The 17,054-nt window shown below is 60.4% G+C and carries 18 protein-coding genes and 1 riboswitch; of the genes, 7 read left to right on the top strand and 11 right to left on the bottom strand.

The features are described 5' to 3' along the window. Positions 1 to 55: 55 nt before the first annotated feature. Positions 56 to 1,123: a SepM family pheromone-processing serine protease gene (locus A6764_RS09375; RefSeq protein ID WP_065066714.1), complete on the bottom strand. Its 1,068-nt coding sequence runs from the start codon at positions 1,121 to 1,123 to the stop codon at positions 56 to 58. Continuing rightward, entirely contained in the window at positions 1,120 to 1,914 is a 795-nt protein-coding gene (locus tag A6764_RS09370; protein ID WP_029100154.1) for a patatin-like phospholipase family protein, read from the bottom strand. Before A6764_RS09370 ends, A6764_RS09375 begins: the two co-directional genes overlap by 4 nt. Before the next feature lie 220 nt (positions 1,915 to 2,134). Here A6764_RS09370 and ylbJ point away from each other — a divergent pair, with 220 nt between their 5' ends. Next, positions 2,135 to 3,364, top strand: a complete 1,230-nt coding sequence (ylbJ, locus tag A6764_RS09365; protein WP_065066715.1) for a sporulation integral membrane protein YlbJ — start codon at positions 2,135 to 2,137, stop codon at positions 3,362 to 3,364. A 4-nt stretch (positions 3,365 to 3,368) separates the two neighbouring features. On the opposite strand, the gene coaD is transcribed toward ylbJ, so the two are convergent. Together coaD and rsmD are read right to left on the bottom strand one after the other, a co-directional pair. Continuing rightward, positions 3,369 to 3,854 (bottom strand): pantetheine-phosphate adenylyltransferase, encoded by a 486-nt coding sequence (coaD, locus tag A6764_RS09360; protein WP_065066716.1) that lies wholly within the window; start codon positions 3,852 to 3,854, stop codon positions 3,369 to 3,371. Then, the gene (gene rsmD / locus A6764_RS09355; RefSeq protein WP_044899083.1) at positions 3,851 to 4,459 is read right to left on the bottom strand and encodes a 16S rRNA (guanine(966)-N(2))-methyltransferase RsmD; all 609 of its coding nucleotides are present in this window, start codon (positions 4,457 to 4,459) and stop codon (positions 3,851 to 3,853) included. The genes coaD and rsmD overlap by 4 nt, the downstream gene beginning before the upstream one ends. Before the next feature lie 381 nt (positions 4,460 to 4,840). On the opposite strand from rsmD, the gene A6764_RS09350 reads away from it, so the two are divergent. Further along, the gene (locus A6764_RS09350; protein ID WP_176703238.1) at positions 4,841 to 4,984 is read left to right on the top strand and encodes a hypothetical protein; all 144 of its coding nucleotides are present in this window, start codon (positions 4,841 to 4,843) and stop codon (positions 4,982 to 4,984) included. Between the two features lie 101 nt (positions 4,985 to 5,085). On the opposite strand, the gene A6764_RS09345 is transcribed toward A6764_RS09350, so the two are convergent. Both A6764_RS09345 and A6764_RS09340 read right to left on the bottom strand, forming a co-directional pair. Continuing rightward, positions 5,086 to 5,586: a GNAT family N-acetyltransferase gene (locus A6764_RS09345; RefSeq protein WP_065066717.1), complete on the bottom strand. Its 501-nt coding sequence runs from the start codon at positions 5,584 to 5,586 to the stop codon at positions 5,086 to 5,088. Between the two features lie 73 nt (positions 5,587 to 5,659). Beyond that, a complete protein-coding gene (locus tag A6764_RS09340; protein WP_065066718.1) occupies positions 5,660 to 5,977 on the bottom strand; it encodes a hypothetical protein in 318 nt (105 codons plus the stop codon). A 134-nt stretch (positions 5,978 to 6,111) separates the two neighbouring features. Here A6764_RS09340 and A6764_RS09335 point away from each other — a divergent pair, with 134 nt between their 5' ends. Both A6764_RS09335 and A6764_RS09330 read left to right on the top strand, forming a co-directional pair. Next, the gene (locus tag A6764_RS09335) at positions 6,112 to 7,038 is read left to right on the top strand and encodes a non-homologous end joining protein Ku (RefSeq protein WP_143863296.1); all 927 of its coding nucleotides are present in this window, start codon (positions 6,112 to 6,114) and stop codon (positions 7,036 to 7,038) included. Positions 7,039 to 7,081: 43 nt separating this feature from the next. Further along, positions 7,082 to 8,218 (top strand): cation:proton antiporter, encoded by a 1,137-nt coding sequence (locus tag A6764_RS09330; RefSeq protein WP_065066720.1) that lies wholly within the window; start codon positions 7,082 to 7,084, stop codon positions 8,216 to 8,218. Here the strand turns inward: A6764_RS09330 and A6764_RS09325 are convergent. Continuing rightward, entirely contained in the window at positions 8,215 to 9,696 is a 1,482-nt protein-coding gene (locus A6764_RS09325; protein ID WP_065066721.1) for a YcdB/YcdC domain-containing protein, read from the bottom strand. The genes A6764_RS09330 and A6764_RS09325 overlap by 4 nt on opposite strands. Positions 9,697 to 9,836: 140 nt before the next feature. Beyond that, on the bottom strand, positions 9,837 to 10,715 hold the full coding sequence (locus A6764_RS09320; protein WP_029100147.1) for a cation diffusion facilitator family transporter: 879 nt from the start codon (positions 10,713 to 10,715) through the stop codon (positions 9,837 to 9,839). A gap of 181 nt (positions 10,716 to 10,896) precedes the next feature. Next, a riboswitch (TPP riboswitch) is annotated at positions 10,897 to 11,007 on the top strand. Between the two features lie 144 nt (positions 11,008 to 11,151). Here A6764_RS09320 and thiC point away from each other — a divergent pair. The 3 genes from thiC to A6764_RS09305 all read left to right on the top strand — a co-directional run bounded on the left by thiC (position 11,152) and on the right by A6764_RS09305 (position 14,285). Continuing rightward, positions 11,152 to 12,933: a phosphomethylpyrimidine synthase ThiC gene (thiC, locus tag A6764_RS09315; protein ID WP_065066722.1), complete on the top strand. Its 1,782-nt coding sequence runs from the start codon at positions 11,152 to 11,154 to the stop codon at positions 12,931 to 12,933. A 51-nt stretch (positions 12,934 to 12,984) separates the two neighbouring features. After that, complete coding sequence (locus A6764_RS09310; protein WP_162836737.1) at positions 12,985 to 13,155, top strand: hypothetical protein; 171 nt, start codon at positions 12,985 to 12,987, stop codon at positions 13,153 to 13,155. A 179-nt stretch (positions 13,156 to 13,334) separates the two neighbouring features. Continuing rightward, complete coding sequence (locus A6764_RS09305) at positions 13,335 to 14,285, top strand: ATP-dependent DNA ligase (protein ID WP_065066740.1); 951 nt, start codon at positions 13,335 to 13,337, stop codon at positions 14,283 to 14,285. A 4-nt stretch (positions 14,286 to 14,289) separates the two neighbouring features. Here the strand turns inward: A6764_RS09305 and A6764_RS09300 are convergent, their stop codons facing one another. Genes A6764_RS09300 through A6764_RS09290 form a run of 3 tightly spaced genes read right to left on the bottom strand, consistent with a single transcriptional unit; the run spans position 14,290 to position 17,053 of the window. After that, positions 14,290 to 15,648 carry a GerAB/ArcD/ProY family transporter gene (locus tag A6764_RS09300; RefSeq protein ID WP_065066723.1) on the bottom strand — a complete coding sequence of 453 codons (1,359 nt, stop codon included), beginning with the start codon at positions 15,646 to 15,648 and terminating at the stop codon, positions 14,290 to 14,292. Between the two features lie 12 nt (positions 15,649 to 15,660). Next, positions 15,661 to 15,897, bottom strand: a complete 237-nt coding sequence (locus tag A6764_RS09295; protein ID WP_029100143.1) for a hypothetical protein — start codon at positions 15,895 to 15,897, stop codon at positions 15,661 to 15,663. Next, positions 15,890 to 17,053, bottom strand: a complete 1,164-nt coding sequence (locus A6764_RS09290; protein WP_029100142.1) for a Ger(x)C family spore germination protein — start codon at positions 17,051 to 17,053, stop codon at positions 15,890 to 15,892. The genes A6764_RS09295 and A6764_RS09290 overlap by 8 nt, the downstream gene beginning before the upstream one ends. Position 17,054 lies beyond the last annotated feature (1 nt).

Raw genomic sequence — 17,054 nt, 5'->3', positions numbered from 1 at the left:
TTATAGCCTTTGCCCTTTGCTTTGTCAACCAATTTTCCTTGACAGCTCATCCGCATTACGAGCCTTTCGGTTTTTGCGCCTTGAGGAAAGCCAGCGCGTCGTCCACGGTTTTGACCGGGACCACCCGCATCCGGGACCCGATCCGCTTGGCCGTCGCCAGCGCTTCCTGGTAATTGGACACCGGCCCCTCGGCGTCGTCCGGCGCAAAAAAGATGTCGGCTCCCGCCTGGTCCGCGGCCACGACCTTGTGGTTGATGCCGCCGATTCGGCCAACCGAACCGTCCGGCGAGATCGTACCGGTCCCGGCGATCTTGTATCCCCGCGTCAGGTCGATCTCCTTGTTCAACTGGTCGTAAATCTCCAGCGTCATCATCAGCCCCGCCGAGGGACCGCCGATGCCTTGGGCAGTGATGCTGACCCGCTTCGGGACGATGATCTCTTGTTTGTTGTCGGGACGGATGCCGAGGCCGGGCGTTTTGGAATCAGGCAGCGGTGCCAGGGCCAGCTTCCGCTTTTCCTCCCTGCCGTCGCGGATCAGCGTCACTTCCACCTGGTCGCCCGCCTTTTTGGTCGACAGGTAGTGGAGCAGATCCTTGGCTTCGCGCGTCGGTCGGCCGTCCACCGCCACGATCACGTCGCCGATCTGCAGCACGTTTTTCGCCGGCATGCCCTCGATCGTGCCCATCACCCAAACGCCCTGGTTCTCGATCTTCACATCGTATCCGGCCAGGCGGAACGCGACGGCTTCCGCGATCTTCTGGGAGTTGTCCATCACGGCCAGCTCCCGTTTCGTAAAGTCTTCGTTGCTCTCGCCGCTGCCGACTACCAGTTCCTTTTTCATCAGCTCCGCGTCGGGAGACAGATGGGCGTAGAGATACCAGGCGAGATTGGCCTCTCCCATCCTGACCGTCGTCAACATGAACGCCCCTGTTTCGTCCTTCTTCCCGCCCTCGACGTCAATCATCGGGGCCAGTTCAATGGCGGAACCGGGCCGCGTCACATAGTACGGAGTCGGCACGAAAAACACCATCCCCAACAGGACGACTGCCAGCACAAACAGCCAGGGAATGGAATGTGCCCCCCGGCCCGTCCGGTTGCGCGTAATCAGCCTCTCCTCACTCATTGCTTTGCCTCCCAGTCGGCGATCAATTCCTTGATCCGTTCCACAGAGTCCAGTCCGGCGCGTTCGCCGAGGGCGATAATCTCCTCCACGCCGGTGTACGCGATACTGCTATAGTGTCCAACATCGGGACGGATTACGAGATCGGCAGCCAAAATCTGATGCCGCAAAATCTCCCGCTCCATGACGTCGATCGTCTGGGCGATCACGTCAAAAATCGTGGTGACCTTCATCGGCGTGTCAAACTGGGCGACATCGACGGCGATGACGAGATCGGCCCCCATGTCGCGAATGACCGTGATCGGCACCCGATCGATGACCCCGCCGTCCACCAGCAGGCGGTCTCCCACCCGTTCGGGCACAAAAATGCCCGGGATGGAAATGCTGGCCCGAACAGCCTGATCCACCGGCCCCTCCCGAAAGACGACTCGTTCCCCCGTCTCGATGTCGGTGGCGACGACAGCCAGCTCTTTGGGCAGTTCTTCGATGCGTTTGCCATGGGTCAGCAGGCGGATCAACTGCTTGATTTTTTCGCCCGCGACGAACCCCAGACTGGGAACGGTCAGATCCAGCCAATGTTTTCGCTTCAGGTTCAGCGCCAGTTTTTCCATCATGTGAGGCTCGATGCCGTTGGCGTACACGGCGGCGATCAAGCTGCCCATGCTGCTTCCGGCCAGCATGTCAACTTCGATGCCGTTTGCCTCCAGTGCCTTCAGCACACCGATGTGGGCAAAGCCTCGGGCTCCTCCCGAGCCGAGCGCCAGTCCCACTTTCGGTTTGCGCGTTGTTCCCATGCGCCACTCCCCCTCTCACAAACGTATGCAGGGTACCGCCGATCCTTTCGGACAAAGCAGACGGGCGGAGCATAGTTTTTGGTTCGGTCACGTAGACATGTACTATCTCGGCCGGTCGCCGGTCTTGCCACGCCGCCCATGAGCACTGCGGCACCGCCATCGCCGGCTGCAGGGCCCGCCGGGGTTTCCCATTGCTCATTCGCTGGTATAGGAGGTAGCTATGTCGCTCCGCTCTCCATTTCTTACGCTGCTGTTCGCCTTGTCGGCGATTGCCCTCGTCGTCATTTTGGTGTCGCACCCGCAGACGTCGTTTGAGGCGGCGCTCCGCGGCTTGAAAATCTGGTGGGAGGTGGTGTTTCCTTCCACCCTGCCCTTTATCGTTCTCTCCGAGATTCTGATGGGCGTCGGTGTCGTCCACTTCGCCGGCGTCCTCCTGGAACCGCTGATGCGTCCGCTCTTCAACGTACCGGGGACAGGCGGCTTCGTCCTGACGATGGGCTTTGCCTCCGGCTATCCCGTGGCGGCCAAGCTGACGACCCGCTTGCGGGAACAGGGCAGCGTGACCCAGGCGGAAGGAGAACGGCTCGTGTCGTTTACCACGACAGGGGACCCGCTGTTCGTCATCGGCGCGGTCGCCATCGGCTTTTTTCACAGCGAGCAGATCGGGGTCGTCCTCGCGTTCAGCCATTATGTCTCAGCCGTCCTGATCGGGCTCATGTACCGCTTTTACGCACCGTACGCTCCCTTGAGCAAGCCGCTGGAAAAAAACAGGCTTCCCCTGCCGCTCCGCGCGCTGCAGGCGATGCATCGGGCGCGTCTGCGCGACCGCCGACCGTTTGGCCGGCTGATGGGGGAAGCGGTCCAGTCTGCCCTGCACACCCTGTTGATGATCGGCGGCTTCATTATCGTCTTTTCCGTCCTGATTCAGCTTTTCGCCACCATCAACCTGACCCGGTTTCTCAGCAGCCTGCTGGCGGTGCTGCTCGGTCCTCTCGGTCTGCCGCCCGCCCTCTCCAACGGGATCATCGCCGGTCTCTTCGAGGTCACGCTTGGCGCACAGGCCGCGAGTGAAGTCCCCGCATCCGTCCCGATGATCTGGCAGGCGGCCATCGCCAGCGCGGTCCTCTCCTGGGGCGGCTTGAGCGTGCATGCCCAGGTGGCCAGCATCCTCGGCCAGACGGATCTCAGGGTGGCGCCGTACCTGCTCGCCCGCGCGATTCACGCAGCCCTTTCGGCGGCGCTCACCTTTTTGGCGTGGGAACCGCTCACCGCATCTTCCTGGTTCAGGGGAAGCAGCGTCCCGGTCTTTCTGCCGTCCACGTCCGGGATTCCGGTCATGGACTGGTGGGATACCCTGCTTCACTCCGGACTGATCGCTGTCGTGATTCTCGCCGCATTGGCCCTGCTCAGCCTGCTCGTGCGCCTCGCCAGCAGGCATCAACCGCATTGATCGCTCAGGATTGTGCGGCAAACTTGGCGCGCAGCGCACGCTCCACGACGGGCGGCACCAGGTCGCTCACGTCGGCGCCGTACCGGGCCAGTTCCTTGACGATGCTGGAACTGAGAAAGGAATAGCGATGGCTCGTCATCATGAACAGCGTCTCGACATGATCATCCAGCTTCTTGTTGATGGAAGCCATCTGCATCTCGTACTCAAAATCGCTGACGGCCCGCAGTCCGCGAATCACCGCCCGCGCCTGACGCTGGCGGACGTAGTCGATCAAAAGGCCGTTGAAGGATTCCACTTCCACGTTGGCCAGGCCGGCCGTCGCCTCGCGCAGCAGTTCGATGCGTTCTTCCACACTGAACAGGGACTGTTTCTTGGCGTTGATCAACACCGCGACGATCACCTTGTCAAAGATTTTGGCCCCGCGGGAGATGATGTCGAGGTGTCCGTTCGTCACGGGATCAAAACTGCCTGGGCATACTGCGATGGTCATGAGATGGATGCCTCTCCTTCCGACGCCGTTTGCTCGGCGTGATGGTGTTCTTCCAGCTCGTGGGCATAGAGCGTGACCGTCGTCTCCCCGTAGGTGGCGACGCGCTCCACTACACAGCGGCCAATCGTTTCCGGCAGGCGGATGGCGCTGTCGTGTTCCGCCACGATCCACGCCCCGTCCGCAAGCAGTCCCAATTCCTGCATGACACGGAGGTCTTCGGCAATGTTTTGCTGGGCGTACGGCGGGTCGAGAAAGACCAGGTCAAACGCGACGCCGCGTTTCCCCAGTGCCTTCAGCGCCCGGGAAGCATCCGTGCGGTACAGCTCGGAACGGTCTTCCAGCCGGCAGGCGGCGATGTTTTGCTTGACGACCGCATGCGCTTTTGCGTCCCGTTCCACGAAAACGGCCCGTTCCGCTCCCCTGCTGAGCGCTTCGATCCCCAGCCCGCCGGTTCCGGCATAGAGATCTAGGGCCCAGCCGCCGGAAAAGTACGGGCCGATCATATTGAAAATGGATTCCTTCACCTTGTCGGTCGTGGGCCGCGTGCCTTTGCCGGGGACGGCCAACAGCCTGCGCCCCTTGTGTTCACCTGCGATGACTCGCATAATGCCTCACCTTTGTATGTATGGAGAATGAGAATGATTTCATACTAACACAACCGGTCTGCCGCGTAAAATTGTGCCGTGGAAAAAAATTGCGCCGTCCATGTATAAGAGCTGGAAGGTCTGGCAAAGAATATGGATAGCGACGCAACGGTGTCGCTGACAACCGCGGAGAAGACTTACGTTTCCCCATAAGCTCTTCCTCCGGTTTCTCCTCTCCCATAATTGAAAGGCGGTTTACTTTGGCGCGCTGCGTGTCTGATAGGAACATGCCGTGCCCAATCTCCCTTGGGGAGAAGTTAAACCGCTGCCTCATCGCCAATGGCGGTGGGGTATTTTTTTGTGTTCCGGGCGGCACACTATTCGAAAAAGGAGGCGGACCCCATGGCAGAAAAACGGCCGTCGAAGCAAAAACAGGAAGCCTCTGCCGCCCAGTCCCTCGCCGACCGCACCGGCGTCGGCACGGAAGCGGCGCGCCGCATGCAGTCGGAAGCCGACCAGTCTGATGTGACCAAACACGGGCAGTAAATGACGGAAAGCCAGCCGTGATGAGAAACGGCTGGCGTTGTATCGGAATCGGCTGGATGATGAAGCAGCGCAACCGGGGATGTGCCTTGCGCCGGGCGTTGTCAGGACTGTTCCCACGCGTAAACGTGCACCTGTTTCTCCCTGATGACAATCTCTTTTTCCCGGATCATTCCGATCTTTTGGGCAACTCGTACGGATGCGGCGTTTCCCGGTTGAATCAGGCAGATCAATCTCCTCAGCCCTTTCGCCGCTGCCGCGTACTCGCGAAACGCTCTCGCCGCTTCGGACGCGTAGCCGTTTCCCCAGTATTCCTTCGCCATCCAGTAACCGATCTCCGTCTCCGGCTTCCCGTCCACCGTCTGCGGCACCAGTCCCGCATGGCCGATGGGCCGCATATCCTGTTTCCGTACCGCCACCATCAGCCCCAGTCCGGAAGCGTAGGACCGCTGCACCCAATCGTAAAAGCGGGCAACCTCTTCATCCGTTCTCGGCCTGCCGTGCCCGATGAAGCGGACCACGTCCGGGTCTTTCAGCAGACGATCAAGAAAAGGAAGATCGTCCGGGCAATACGGGCGAAAAAACAATCGGTCGGTTTCCAGCATGCGAAATAACACTCCTCCTGTTATGGCCGGGCGTGCACCTCCCCTGCTCACCGCGATGTGCAGGTGGGCGCTGTTACTGGTTGGCCACCGCTTTTTTGAGCAGGCGAATATCCGTGTCGTGCTCTTTCACCAATTCCTGCAAATCGCGAATGACGCCCTCCGACTCCGTGTTACGAGCGACCTGCGCTTTGATCAGCACCACCTGGTCCTTGATCTCGCGCACGTCGCTTTCGATGATGTCCAAGCGGTGCTCAAACCGGTCCATTCGCTGCTCAAACCGGTCCATTCGCTGCTCAAGCCCGCCGATCCGCTGCTCAAGCCCGCCGATCCGTTCGTCCAGCCCTCTCAACTGCTGCCCCAATCCCGCGATCATGCTTTTCAGCTCGTCCATCGCTCTTCCCCCTTTTGCTTTCACTGTACAAAAAGAAAGCATGCCTTGTCGAGTAAAATGACCTGCATTTCCCTCCCGCTCGTTCCATCGGGGTGCAAATACTACTGACAGCAAACCCTGACAGGAGGTCTGACATGCACACGGTCTGGAAAGGTTCGATCAGCTTTGGCCTGGTCAATATCCCGGTGCGGATGCATACCGCGACTGAAGAGCGGGACATCCGCTTTCGCCAGCTTCACAGCGAGTGCCACACGCCGATCAAGTACGCCAAAATGTGCCCGCACTGCCAGCGGGAAGTGGACGCGTCGGAGATCGTGCGGGGATTTGAATACGAAAAGGGCAACTTCGTGATCATTCGCGACGAGGATCTGGAAGCGATTGCCCCGGAAACGCGGAAAGCGATCGAGATCCTCGATTTTGTCGATCTGAACGAAATCGACCCGGTTTACTTTGACAAAAGCTATTTTCTCTCCCCCCAGGACACCGGAGAAAAAGCGTACGCCCTGCTCCGGGCAGCGATGGAAGAAACGGGGAAAATTGCCGTTGCCCGCGTGACGATGCGCAACCGCCAAAGTCTGGCGGTGGTCCGGCTGTACGAACACTGCATCATGCTGGAAACCATCTTTTATCCCGACGAGGTTCGCCCCGTCTCACAGGTGCCATCGCTTCCCGAAGCGGACGTCCCGCTGGCTGACAACGAGTTGAAGATGGCGGCGGAGCTGATCCGCAACATGACGACGCCGTTTGATCCGGCCAAGTACAAAGACGAATACCGCAGCCAACTGCAGGCGATGATCGAGAACAAGCGGAAAGGAGAGGAAGTGGCTGTCGCTCCGGCGGCTCCACGCGCCAACGTGATCGATTTGATGCAGGCGTTGAAGGAGAGTCTCGCCGCAACCGGCGGCGCGTCTGCTCCCGCCAAGCTGGAGCCGGAGCCGACGCCGGCCGCGCCCGCCAAAAAACGGACGGCGGCGGGCAAAGAGCCCTCTCAGGAGCCGGCCGCCGGCGCCACCACGACGACCACCAAGAAACTGAGGCGCAAAAAGGCGAAGTCGTCCTGATCCGCTGCATGTCCGTATTCCCTAGTAGAAAGGATGAGCGAACGTGCTCTTCTCCCTTCAAGTGTTCATCATCCTGCTGGTGACCAAGCTGGCCGGCGAGTACAGTGTGCGCCTGGGGCAGCCGGCCGTCCTCGGCAAGCTGCTCAGCGGCATCCTGATTGGTCCGGCCGTGCTGGGGGTAATCGAGCGTACGGAAGTGCTGCATGAGCTGAGCCAGGTAGGCGTCCTGCTTCTCATGTTCCTCGCAGGATTGGAAACCAATCTGGACGATTTGCGCAAAAACCGGAACGCCTCTGTAGCCGTTGCCGTCGGCGGGATGCTGGTGCCGTTTGCAGGCAGCTATCTGGCTGCCCGTTTTTTTGGCCTGGAGCCAATCAACGCCGTCTTTCTCGGCCTGCTGCTGTCGGCCACATCGGTAAGCATCTCGGTCCAAACCATAAAGGAGCTGGGCAAGCTGCACACGCGCGAAAGCACGACCATTCTCGGCGCGGCGATTGTGGACGACATTCTGGTGGTCGCAGCCCTGGCGATCCTGATGAGTGTTCTCGGCGGCGCGGAAACGCCACTACTTCTCGTCCTCGGCAAGAAAGCGGCGTTTTTTGCCGTCATCATCCTGCTGGGCTGGAAGGTTGTCCCCTGGGTGATGAAAAAGCTGGCCCCATTGCGCGTGGAAGAGGCGGTGATCAGCGCCGGGTTGATCGTGTGCTTCTTTTTTGCCTGGCTGGCCGAATCCCTGGGTGTGGCTGGCATCATCGGCGCGTTTGCCGCCGGACTGTCCATCTCCCGGACCGAATTCAAGGAGGCGGTGGAACACAAGCTGGAACCGATCGCCTACGCGATCTTCGTGCCCGTCTTTTTCGTCAGCATCGGGCTGTCCGTATCGTTTGCAGGTATCGGCGGCCAGGTGTGGCAGATCGTGGTTCTTTCCGTCATCGCCGTCCTGACGAAACTGGTCGGCGCCGGAGCGGGCGCACGTCTTACCGGTTTTTCCCGGCCGTCCGCCTTCGCCGTCGGCAGCGGCATGGTGTCGCGCGGGGAGGTGGCCCTGATTCTGGCGGCCATCGGTCTGGAGACAAAGCTGCTGCCGGCCGGCCAGTTTACGGCGCTGTTGATTGTGGTGATTGTGACGACCATGGTGACGCCGCCGATGTTGAAGCGCGCCTTTGCCAAAGCGCTCTAACCGTGCCGCCTTTCGCAAATCACCTCGCCGCTGCAGGCGTCAACGAGGCGGACCGGCAGTCCCGACTCCTTGTGAACGGCCGCGTACTGCAGGCGGTAGAGGGACTGGCCGCCGTCTCGGCACCGCCCCCACTGCAGGCGAAATACGGTTTCCTCCCGGAGACGACGCAGGGCTTCTCGAGGCGGCAGGGCGGGAATGATCGGCGCATGAATCAACCCGTTTGGAGGCGCATCGAGCCCGGAAAAACGTTCGATCCGCCCTGTTGAGGAATGAACCGTGACGAAGAGGAACCCCGGTTCGCAGGGGATGCCGCCTCTTCGGACGCGAAACCGAAAATGTTCCCGTTCGCGGCGCTCGTCCCCTCCCTCGTCCGGGACATCCGATGCCAGTTCCAGCAGGGGCAGCAGTTCCGGCACCGCCCGCCGCAGGAAGGAAACGGCCCGCTCCAAACACTCCTCACGGGACAGGCGGAGCGTACCTGCTTCCTCTTCCCATCGCCAAAAGCTCAGCAAACGTCCCGTGTTCGCATCAAGCTGGGCCATGGCCGCACGTTCTTCCTGCCGCCTGAGGAAAAATTCTCTAATCGAGCGGTATGGGCGATCGGGCTCCTGCGAGACACGGTCGCGACGGCCCCAAACCACAGCCGTCTGGTTCTCCGCGGCGAACAACGCGGTCTGCTGAATGCGTTCGTAGTGGACAGGGTCAATCCCGATCAGTTCCTCCAGCGATTCGACGCCTTGTTCACAAGCTGAAACGGCTTCAGCCGACAGGGGGAGCCAGTTCACATTCTCTTCGTCCGCCGCCGCTTTTGCCTGCGGGCCTGTTTCCGCCGAAAAAGTCAGGTAGACCGACTCCGGTTCATACACCAGCCGCCACATTCCTCCCCCGCCGGCGAATACGCTCTCCGGAAGCAGCTTCAGCTCGAGCCTAAGCGTTACGTCGTTTTCCAGGAAACGCTCGCACACCGCCTCCCCCACCAACCGCGCGGGCGGTTCCGGCAGCGGCTGCACGCCGAAATAGGTAAAATCGGTCACCGCGCCGCTCTGGTGCACCTTGACGCGGCAGCCTGACAGCGGCAGCGGCAATCCCAGCGCCTCCTGGCAAAAGTGAACCCAGACGCCGTTTTTTTCTGTGGTCACCGTCACGTGAGAGAATGCTTCCAGCGCCTTGGGTTCGTGGCTGGAAACGAACTGTTCCGCCCGCCGCCTTAATGCATCAACCGGCAGCACCGGGCGACGATTCCACTCGTCGGGAACATCCTGCGTAAATTCAACCAGCTTTCCCTCCGAACTGAACGTGACCGCAATCCCTTCCTCGCTGTCGGGCTTGACCCAGAGAAACGTGGCCTTCCCTTCTTGGTGACGCCCCCCATCTTCGATCAGCAGCCTGTACGACGATGGGATGTCAAACAGTGAAACCGCCCGCTTCCTTAGTCCGTTCAGCGCAGTCTCCATGTCCGCTGCAGCCTGTTTCCGCACGGTGCACAACCTCCTGAACCCTTTCGTTTTGTCTCGCTGATTGCCATGTTCATCTGTTTCATCCACATTATACCAAAGACAGAAAGATGAAAAAAACCTGTCCCTTGCCCGCTAACGGGCAGTGACAGGTTTTCGTGTCGTCAGCGCTGGGACCGTTCGTCCGGCTCGATGTGGATGTGCACGGCGTTGACGTTGTGTGCGGCCCTCATCCGCGCCTCGATATCCTCGGTGATCGTGTGGCTCTCCGTCACGTTCAGTCTGGGATCCACGTGAATCACGACATCGACCAGCACGCTGCTTCCGTGGTAGCGCGCCTTGATGTCCTTGATGTCCTTGACGCCGGGGATCTGGGCGATGGTGGAGCGCAGCGCTTCCAGTTCTCCGCGGTCAAACCCGTCCGTCAACCGGTGCGCAGCCTCGCGGAAAATGGACCACGCCGTTTTCAGGATGATCCCGCCCACCACGAGCGCGGTCAGCGGGTCCAGCCAATGCAGTTGGAACTGGGCGCCGGCCACTCCCGCAAAGGTGCCGACGCTGACCAGAGCGTCGGAGCGGTTGTCTTCCGCGGCAGCCATCAAGCCCTGGCTGTGGGTCGCCCGCGCGAGCCGCCGGTTGTAGCGGTAGACGCCGAACATAACGGCAGCGGTTGCCAGGGCGGTCCAACCGGCCAGCATGTCGGGCGCTTTCATCTCCGGGTTGAACAGCGAGGAGATCGCCCGGCTGAGGACTTCGATCCCGACCGCCAGCATGATGAAAGATGCGACGAGGGCCGAAATGGTTTCCGCGCGAAAGTGGCCGTAGGGATGGTCGTGATCGGGCGGCTTTCGCGAAATGCGCAGGCCGATCAGCACGGCGACGGAAGCGACCACGTCGGTCGTGTTGTTCAGTCCGTCCGCCAGCAGCGCTTCCGAGCCTGCCGCAAGCGCCACCCCCACTTTCACCAGGGAGCAGCAGACATAGGCGATAATGCTGACCCACACTCCCCGTTCCCCCTGCTTCAGATTCGCGTACACATCCACCTGCATCACCTCAAGACTCCTTTTCACACGACCTTCATCGTACCAGACGACTCCCGAGTGGGTCTACAGAAACAGTTTTAGTCCGGGTCAGCATGATAGGGAGGAGGAAAATAAGTTGGACAGCTCCAAAACCTCTTGCCGGGAATATTATGAAAGTGGTAAGCTGGTTCCGTACAACATTACACACATGCACGGGAGCTTGGGGAACCAGGCTGAGAGGATGGCTGATCCGCCGTCGACCGTTGAACCTGAACTGGGTAATGCCAGCGGAGGAATGTTCTTGACACCGAGAAACGGGGTGCGCGTCTGTTCGCGCACGCCCTTTCTTAACTGCGTCTGGCGTCGCATGGTTCCATGCGGCGTTTTTTCGTGACGCGGCTTCTCCGCCTCCCGCAGGGTTCACGCCACGTGCAACCGTGACAAGGAGGTTTTTTTCATGTCCACTTCATCTTTCCCCTTCATCTCCGCATCGGCCGTCCCGCCGTTTCCGGGCAGCCGCAAAACGTACGTCCAGGGCTCCAGACCGGACATCCGCGTGCCGATGCGGGAGATTTCCCTGCTGCCGTCCATCACCCCCAACGGCGAAGTGCCCAACCCGCCTCTGCGCGTCTACGACACCAGCGGGGAGTATACGGCACCCGACTACATCACCGATATCCGCAAGGGGCTGCCCGCCCTGCGCAGCAGTTGGATCGCGGAGAGGGGCGACACCGAGGAATACGACGGCCGCGAGCGCAGGCCTGAGGACGACGGCTACCGGTACAACCGGGAGGGGGCGTCCGTCCCCGTCTTTCCCGCCAACGGACGCAGGCCGCTGCGCGCCCGCCAGGGACAAAACGTCACCCAACTGCACTACGCCCGCCGCGGCATCATTACGCCGGAGATGGAGTTTGTGGCGATCCGCGAGGGCGTCTCGCCTGAGTTCGTGCGTCGGGAAGTGGCCAGCGGCCGGGCGATCATCCCCGCCAACATCAACCATCCGGAGAGCGAACCGATGATCATCGGCCGCCATTTTCACGTCAAGGTGAACGCCAACATCGGCACCTCCGCCGTCACCTCCTCCATCGGCGAGGAAGTGGAAAAAATGATATGGGCCGTCCGCTGGGGGGCCGACACGATCATGGACCTGTCCACGGGCAAACACATCCACACCACCCGGGAATGGATCATCCGCAACAGCCCGGTTCCGGTCGGCACCGTCCCGATCTACCAGGCGCTGGAAAAGGTGAACGGCAAGGCGGAGGAGCTGACCTGGGAGGTGTACCGTGACACGCTGATCGAACAGGCGGAGCAGGGGGTGGACTACTTCACCATCCACGCCGGCGTGCTGCTTCGCTACATTCCGCTGACGGCCAAACGGGTGACCGGCATCGTCTCCCGCGGCGGTTCCATCATGGCCGCCTGGTGCCTGGCGCATCACCGGGAAAACTTTTTGTATACCCACTTTGAGGAGATTTGCGAGATTCTGAAGACGTACGACATCGCCGTATCGCTGGGAGACGGCCTCCGTCCCGGCTCCATCGCCGACGCCAACGACGAGGCCCAGTTTGCCGAGTTGGATACGCTGGGCGAACTGACCCGGATCGCCTGGAAGCACGATGTCCAGGTGATGATCGAAGGCCCCGGCCACGTGCCGATGCACCTGATCCGCGAGAACATGGAACGGCAGCTCACGGTGTGCCAGGAAGCCCCCTTCTATACACTGGGGCCGCTTACCACCGACATCGCCCCCGGCTACGATCACATCACCTCCGCCATCGGGGCGGCCATGATCGGCTGGTTCGGCACGGCCATGCTGTGCTACGTGACGCCCAAGGAGCACCTCGGCTTACCTAATAAGGAAGACGTCCGCAGCGGGCTGATCGCCTACAAGATCGCCGCCCATGCCGCCGACCTGGCCAAGGGACACCCGCGCGCCCAAGAGCGGGACGACGCCCTGTCCAAAGCGCGGTTCGAATTCCGCTGGAACGACCAGTTCAACCTGTCGCTTGACCCGGAGCGGGCCCGCGAGTACCACGACGAGACGCTCCCGGCGGAAGGGGCGAAAACGGCCCACTTCTGCTCGATGTGCGGACCCAAATTTTGCAGCATGAACATCACGCAGGAAATCCGCAAGTACGCGCAGGAGAACAACCTGACCGTGGAGACGGCCGTGGAACAAGGGCTGAAAGAGCAGGCGGTCGCCTTCCGGAAACGGGGGAACCGGCTCTACACGTAGGCGGCGCTTCCCGGCGCCCCACGCGCACCTGCAAGACGAGGAGGAGATCGTGTGAACCAGGCGGAACAGCTTCTCGCGGAAGCAAAACGGCTGGAGGCCGAATGGCTGAGGGTGAAGCAGCAGTTGGCGAAGCTCCAGTCCGAGTGCGAACACGACTTTGCCGACGGCCCGCTGTCGATGACCTGCCGCAAATGCCTGTACGCTGAAAGCACGTACTACTGAACCGCAGCCGAGGCGATGAGACGGATGCCGCTCATCGCCTCTTTCGCTTGTTTGCAGCTCATGTGGAATCGGCACAGACTTCCCCGGCCAATTGGGGAACAATCATGGATGAGGCCGATCCGGACGGCTCCCTTCGTTCCGTCCGGCGGCAAATCCCGTTTACGCGGATGAGGTGGAACATGAAACCGATTATCCCGATGGAGCCAGTGGGGAGCGACACCATACCCCGGGACCCGGGCTGGATTGCCCAGGTGAAATGGGACGGCGTTCGCGTCCTGACCTATCACGACGGCAGGAACGTGCGGCTGTTCAACCGAAAGGGAAACGAGCGCACCCTGCACTACCCCGAAATAACGGATCTCGGCACGTACTGCCGAGCCGACTCCGTGATCCTGGATGGCGAGGTGATCGCGCTGGGAAGCGACGGCAAGCCCTCCTTTCACGAAGTGATGCGCCGGGACGGGATTCGCCGCATGCAGAACGTGCCCCGCATGCAGCAGACCGTGCCGATCACCTACATGATTTTTGACTGTCTGTATCTGAACGGGGAATGGATCAACCAACGCTCCTTGCAGGACAGAATCAGGCTGCTGACCGAAACGATCGAACCGAACAGCCACGTTCAAGTGGTGCCGTCCCACGATAACGGCTCCGCCCTGTTTGAGGTGATCCGGCAGCACGGCATGGAAGGCATTGTCATGAAGCGGCTGGATGCCCCGTACCTTATCGGCGCGAAAAAAGAGGTGTGGCTGAAGATCAAACATTACCGGGATGTGATTGCGGCCATTGGCGGTTTCACCTTGAACGGCGGGGTTGTCAACGCGGTGCTTTTGGGCCTTTACGATGAGGACTTTCAGTTTTGGTACATCGGCCACGCGGGGACAGGCAAGCTGTCCCGTCAGGAGTGGCGGGAGCTGACCGACAGGCTGATGCCTACGGTTATCCGCGAAAGACCCTTTGTGAACAAGCCCGAGCGCCATGCCGACGCGTTCTGGGTGAATCCCACGCTCACGGCCAAAATCAAGTACGCGGAATGGACGGAAGGGCGATCGCTTCGCCAACCATCGATCCAGGCGATTGTGGACGTGCCGCCGCACGCCTGCAGGCTGGACAGGGAGATGATGAGATGACCTCCTACTGCTCTGCGGCGGCTGTTTCTTTCCCCTGCGTCTGCTTGTGTTTCAGGTGATTGATCGCCTGCATTTCCAGATAGGAGCTCACCAGCGCCACCAGATAGCAGAAAAAATACGTCGCGCCGCTGATCAGGCCGGCAAATCTGATCCGCTCCTCCAACCAGGCCCCGCCGACGATCGACACCACACACCCCATGAGCGCCAGCTTGTTGATCCAGGACCACGTCCGGAAGCGCTTGTACTCTCTCGTATGGACGGGAAGCGGGTCATGTCTGCTTCCCCGTTCGCGCAAGCGGGCTGCGGCAAACAGGAATGCCAGCAGGGGAAGCTGAATGATGAGGGTGATGGCCGGCATGCCGTAGCTGATGAAGCGCAGCACGTCATCCGTTTTGGGAAACGACAGGAGCGAGGAGACCACGACGAACAAGCCGCACGGCCCGTTGCAGGCGGCGTAATGATGCTGGCCGGCGAACGATCCGACGCCGACGAGAAAGGCGATGTAGGTGATGACCACCTTGATCGTGAAGGCGGGAAACCAGATGCTGAACAGGATCACTTCCACGCGGTCCAGGAAGTCGGTAATGTGGATCTGCTGCACCAGCGTGTGGAGGGGGAAGCTCAGGCGGCTGGTGATCAGATACCCCATCACGCCCAACTGAATCACCATCACCAGCGTCAGCGAAAATCCGGCGATGATCGCCCCGTGCTTCATGGTGGAATACAGCAGCCGGGAGTGGGAAATGGCATGCAGAAACGCGCCGAACAAAAAGATGTCGCCAAACATCCCGGACGCGACGAGATTGATGAGGCCGACCGCCGCAATCTTGCTCTCCAGTACCGGCTCCAGCCGTTCAACCGCATACTCGTTGCTCAGTGTAAAGTACAGCAAGGCGGCGATGAGAAAAAAAACGGGAAAGTACATTTCATTGACGCGGGCAGCCACTTCCGTGCTTGTTCTGCCGTAGTACATCAGCACCAGAACGAACACCAGGAGAATGATTTCCAGCGGCGTCCGGGGCAGCAGCGTCAAATGCAGGTAGAAGCTGACCCCCTTGATGTCCGCCACGATCAACAGCCAGAGGTAGAACAGCACGATGACGTTGACGATGCCGCCGATCCACCTGCCCCCTACCAGAAAGATGATTTCAAACAGGTTTTTTCCGGGGTAGGCCCGCGTCAGCCTCGCGAAGACCAGGGCCACCAGCATGGCGTAAAACGTCGGAATGATGTAGGCAAACCACGCGTCATTCTTGGCAATTTTGGCCAGCGTTTGCGGCTGGCTGATCAACGCCCCCGTGATCAGGACGCTGCCGATCAGCCAGGCAATCTGCCGGTGATTGATCACCTGTTTATGGATCATGACAGGTCCTCCTTACCGGATCTTTTCCAGCCACTGCTGGAGGCCAACGGAAAAGACGTCGGCCAGGTAATTGGTCGGCATGATCACGTTGAGTTGAAACTGCAGCGCAGCGAACAACCCGATCGTGATCAGGTAAAAGAAGCCCACCACCCGCCTCTGCTTGACCGGCATGTTTTTTCGCTTCATGAAAAACTGGATCAGGGACGCAAGCAGCATTAGGCCGTACAAAACCAGGAACACCCTATTCATCGTGATCTTCCTTTGTGATGTTCTCCGTTGTCTGGCCGATGTTGGTGATTTCGGCTTTGGTCTGGACGTGGAACTCCACCTGCGCAAGGCGCTCGTTCCAATCATCCCGCAACTGGCTTCGCCACTCCCGGGGATACTTGCGGGCCAACACCAGGCCCAGCCCGATTGTATCCGTCCGCTGCCGTCTCATCTGGGCCAGCGTCTTTTTTACCGTTTCGGTGATGTGCATGGACAGTTTTCGTTCCAGGGCAGTCAGGTTGGCCGCCCTGCCCAGATCCGCGTTGGTCAAGTTTTCAATGACGGTCGCCGAGGCGTACACATTGATCAAAAACTGGATCCGGCCCTGCTTGATCACAGGCTTGATTTCCGCCTTCCCCTTGTCGAACTGGACGTTGACGTTCTCCCTGTCTGTCAGGGCAACCTTGGTGGCGAAGGGCGTAAACTGACGGCGAAACCACCGCAGCCCCCCTGCCGCTTCCTCGTTGAACACCCCCACCATTTTGTCGCCGCGGAATTGTGCCACCCCGAGGATTTGAATCTCCTTGGACTTGCCTTTGGGATGGGAATGGACGGACATCACGTACGGCAGGTAGGCGTCCACGCCAGGTGTGCTCAGCATCTGTGCCATGTCTTTGACGGTGACGGGAATTGTTTCCTTTTTGATCAGTTCCCTCATCGCCTCACCCGAGAACCGTTCAAAACTGGGCTGTGCCTGCAGCATGGTAATGCCCTTCCCCTTGGCCAGCACCAGGTACGCGGTCAGACGGTTCTCCGGGAAACGGGCCACAATATCCAGCACCTTGCTCAGTCCGTCCCGGGCCAACTCTTCCCCGATGACAATCACGCGATGGTGGGCGTAGAACAACTGCCGGCTCATCCTGGCCTGAAGCACGCTGTTTGCTTCCCGCAGCGTCTTGCCCGTGGCCGAGTCGACGTAATAGGTCTTATCCCCGCTGGTGCCTCCGCCGCCCCCGGTCGGTCCGCCCAGGTTGCTCACCAGCGGAACCTGAACGGACAAGCGGTACTCGCCATTGGCCTCCTTGTCGATGGAAAAGGCAATCACGATGGCGAGGTCGTTCACTTCCACCCGGTCCCAGCAGCCGGCCATCAGCAGTCCGCAGAGCGCGGCAACGCATCCCTTCATCCATCGTCTCATT

The sequence above is a fragment of the Brevibacillus sp. WF146 genome, assembly GCF_001673705.2.
Lineage (GTDB): Bacteria > Bacillota > Bacilli > Brevibacillales > Brevibacillaceae > Brevibacillus > Brevibacillus thermoruber.
The sequence above is the reverse complement of the archived record's forward strand: the minus strand, read 5'-3'. Positions and strand labels throughout refer to the sequence as shown.

Excerpts from the sequence above, each read along its gene's own strand:
- rsmD (WP_044899083.1), bottom strand. The coding sequence starts at position 4,459 with ATGCGAGTCATCGCAGGTGAACACAAGGGGCGCAGGCTGTTGGCCGTC.
- A6764_RS09340 (WP_065066718.1), bottom strand. The coding sequence starts at position 5,977 with ATGGACGAGCTGAAAAGCATGATCGCGGGATTGGGGCAGCAGTTGAGA.
- thiC (WP_065066722.1), top strand. The coding sequence starts at position 11,152 with ATGTCCACTTCATCTTTCCCCTTCATCTCCGCATCGGCCGTCCCGCCG.
- coaD (WP_065066716.1), bottom strand. The coding sequence starts at position 3,854 with ATGACCATCGCAGTATGCCCAGGCAGTTTTGATCCCGTGACGAACGGA.
- A6764_RS09370 (WP_029100154.1), bottom strand. The coding sequence starts at position 1,914 with ATGGGAACAACGCGCAAACCGAAAGTGGGACTGGCGCTCGGCTCGGGA.
- A6764_RS09305 (WP_065066740.1), top strand. The coding sequence starts at position 13,335 with ATGAAACCGATTATCCCGATGGAGCCAGTGGGGAGCGACACCATACCC.
- A6764_RS09335 (WP_143863296.1), top strand. The coding sequence starts at position 6,112 with ATGCACACGGTCTGGAAAGGTTCGATCAGCTTTGGCCTGGTCAATATC.
- A6764_RS09375 (WP_065066714.1), bottom strand. The coding sequence starts at position 1,123 with ATGAGTGAGGAGAGGCTGATTACGCGCAACCGGACGGGCCGGGGGGCA.
- A6764_RS09350 (WP_176703238.1), top strand. The coding sequence starts at position 4,841 with ATGGCAGAAAAACGGCCGTCGAAGCAAAAACAGGAAGCCTCTGCCGCC.
- ylbJ (WP_065066715.1), top strand. The coding sequence starts at position 2,135 with ATGTCGCTCCGCTCTCCATTTCTTACGCTGCTGTTCGCCTTGTCGGCG.
- A6764_RS09295 (WP_029100143.1), bottom strand. The coding sequence starts at position 15,897 with ATGAATAGGGTGTTCCTGGTTTTGTACGGCCTAATGCTGCTTGCGTCC.
- A6764_RS09300 (WP_065066723.1), bottom strand. The coding sequence starts at position 15,648 with ATGATCCATAAACAGGTGATCAATCACCGGCAGATTGCCTGGCTGATC.
- A6764_RS09345 (WP_065066717.1), bottom strand. The coding sequence starts at position 5,586 with ATGCTGGAAACCGACCGATTGTTTTTTCGCCCGTATTGCCCGGACGAT.
- A6764_RS09290 (WP_029100142.1), bottom strand. The coding sequence starts at position 17,053 with ATGAGACGATGGATGAAGGGATGCGTTGCCGCGCTCTGCGGACTGCTG.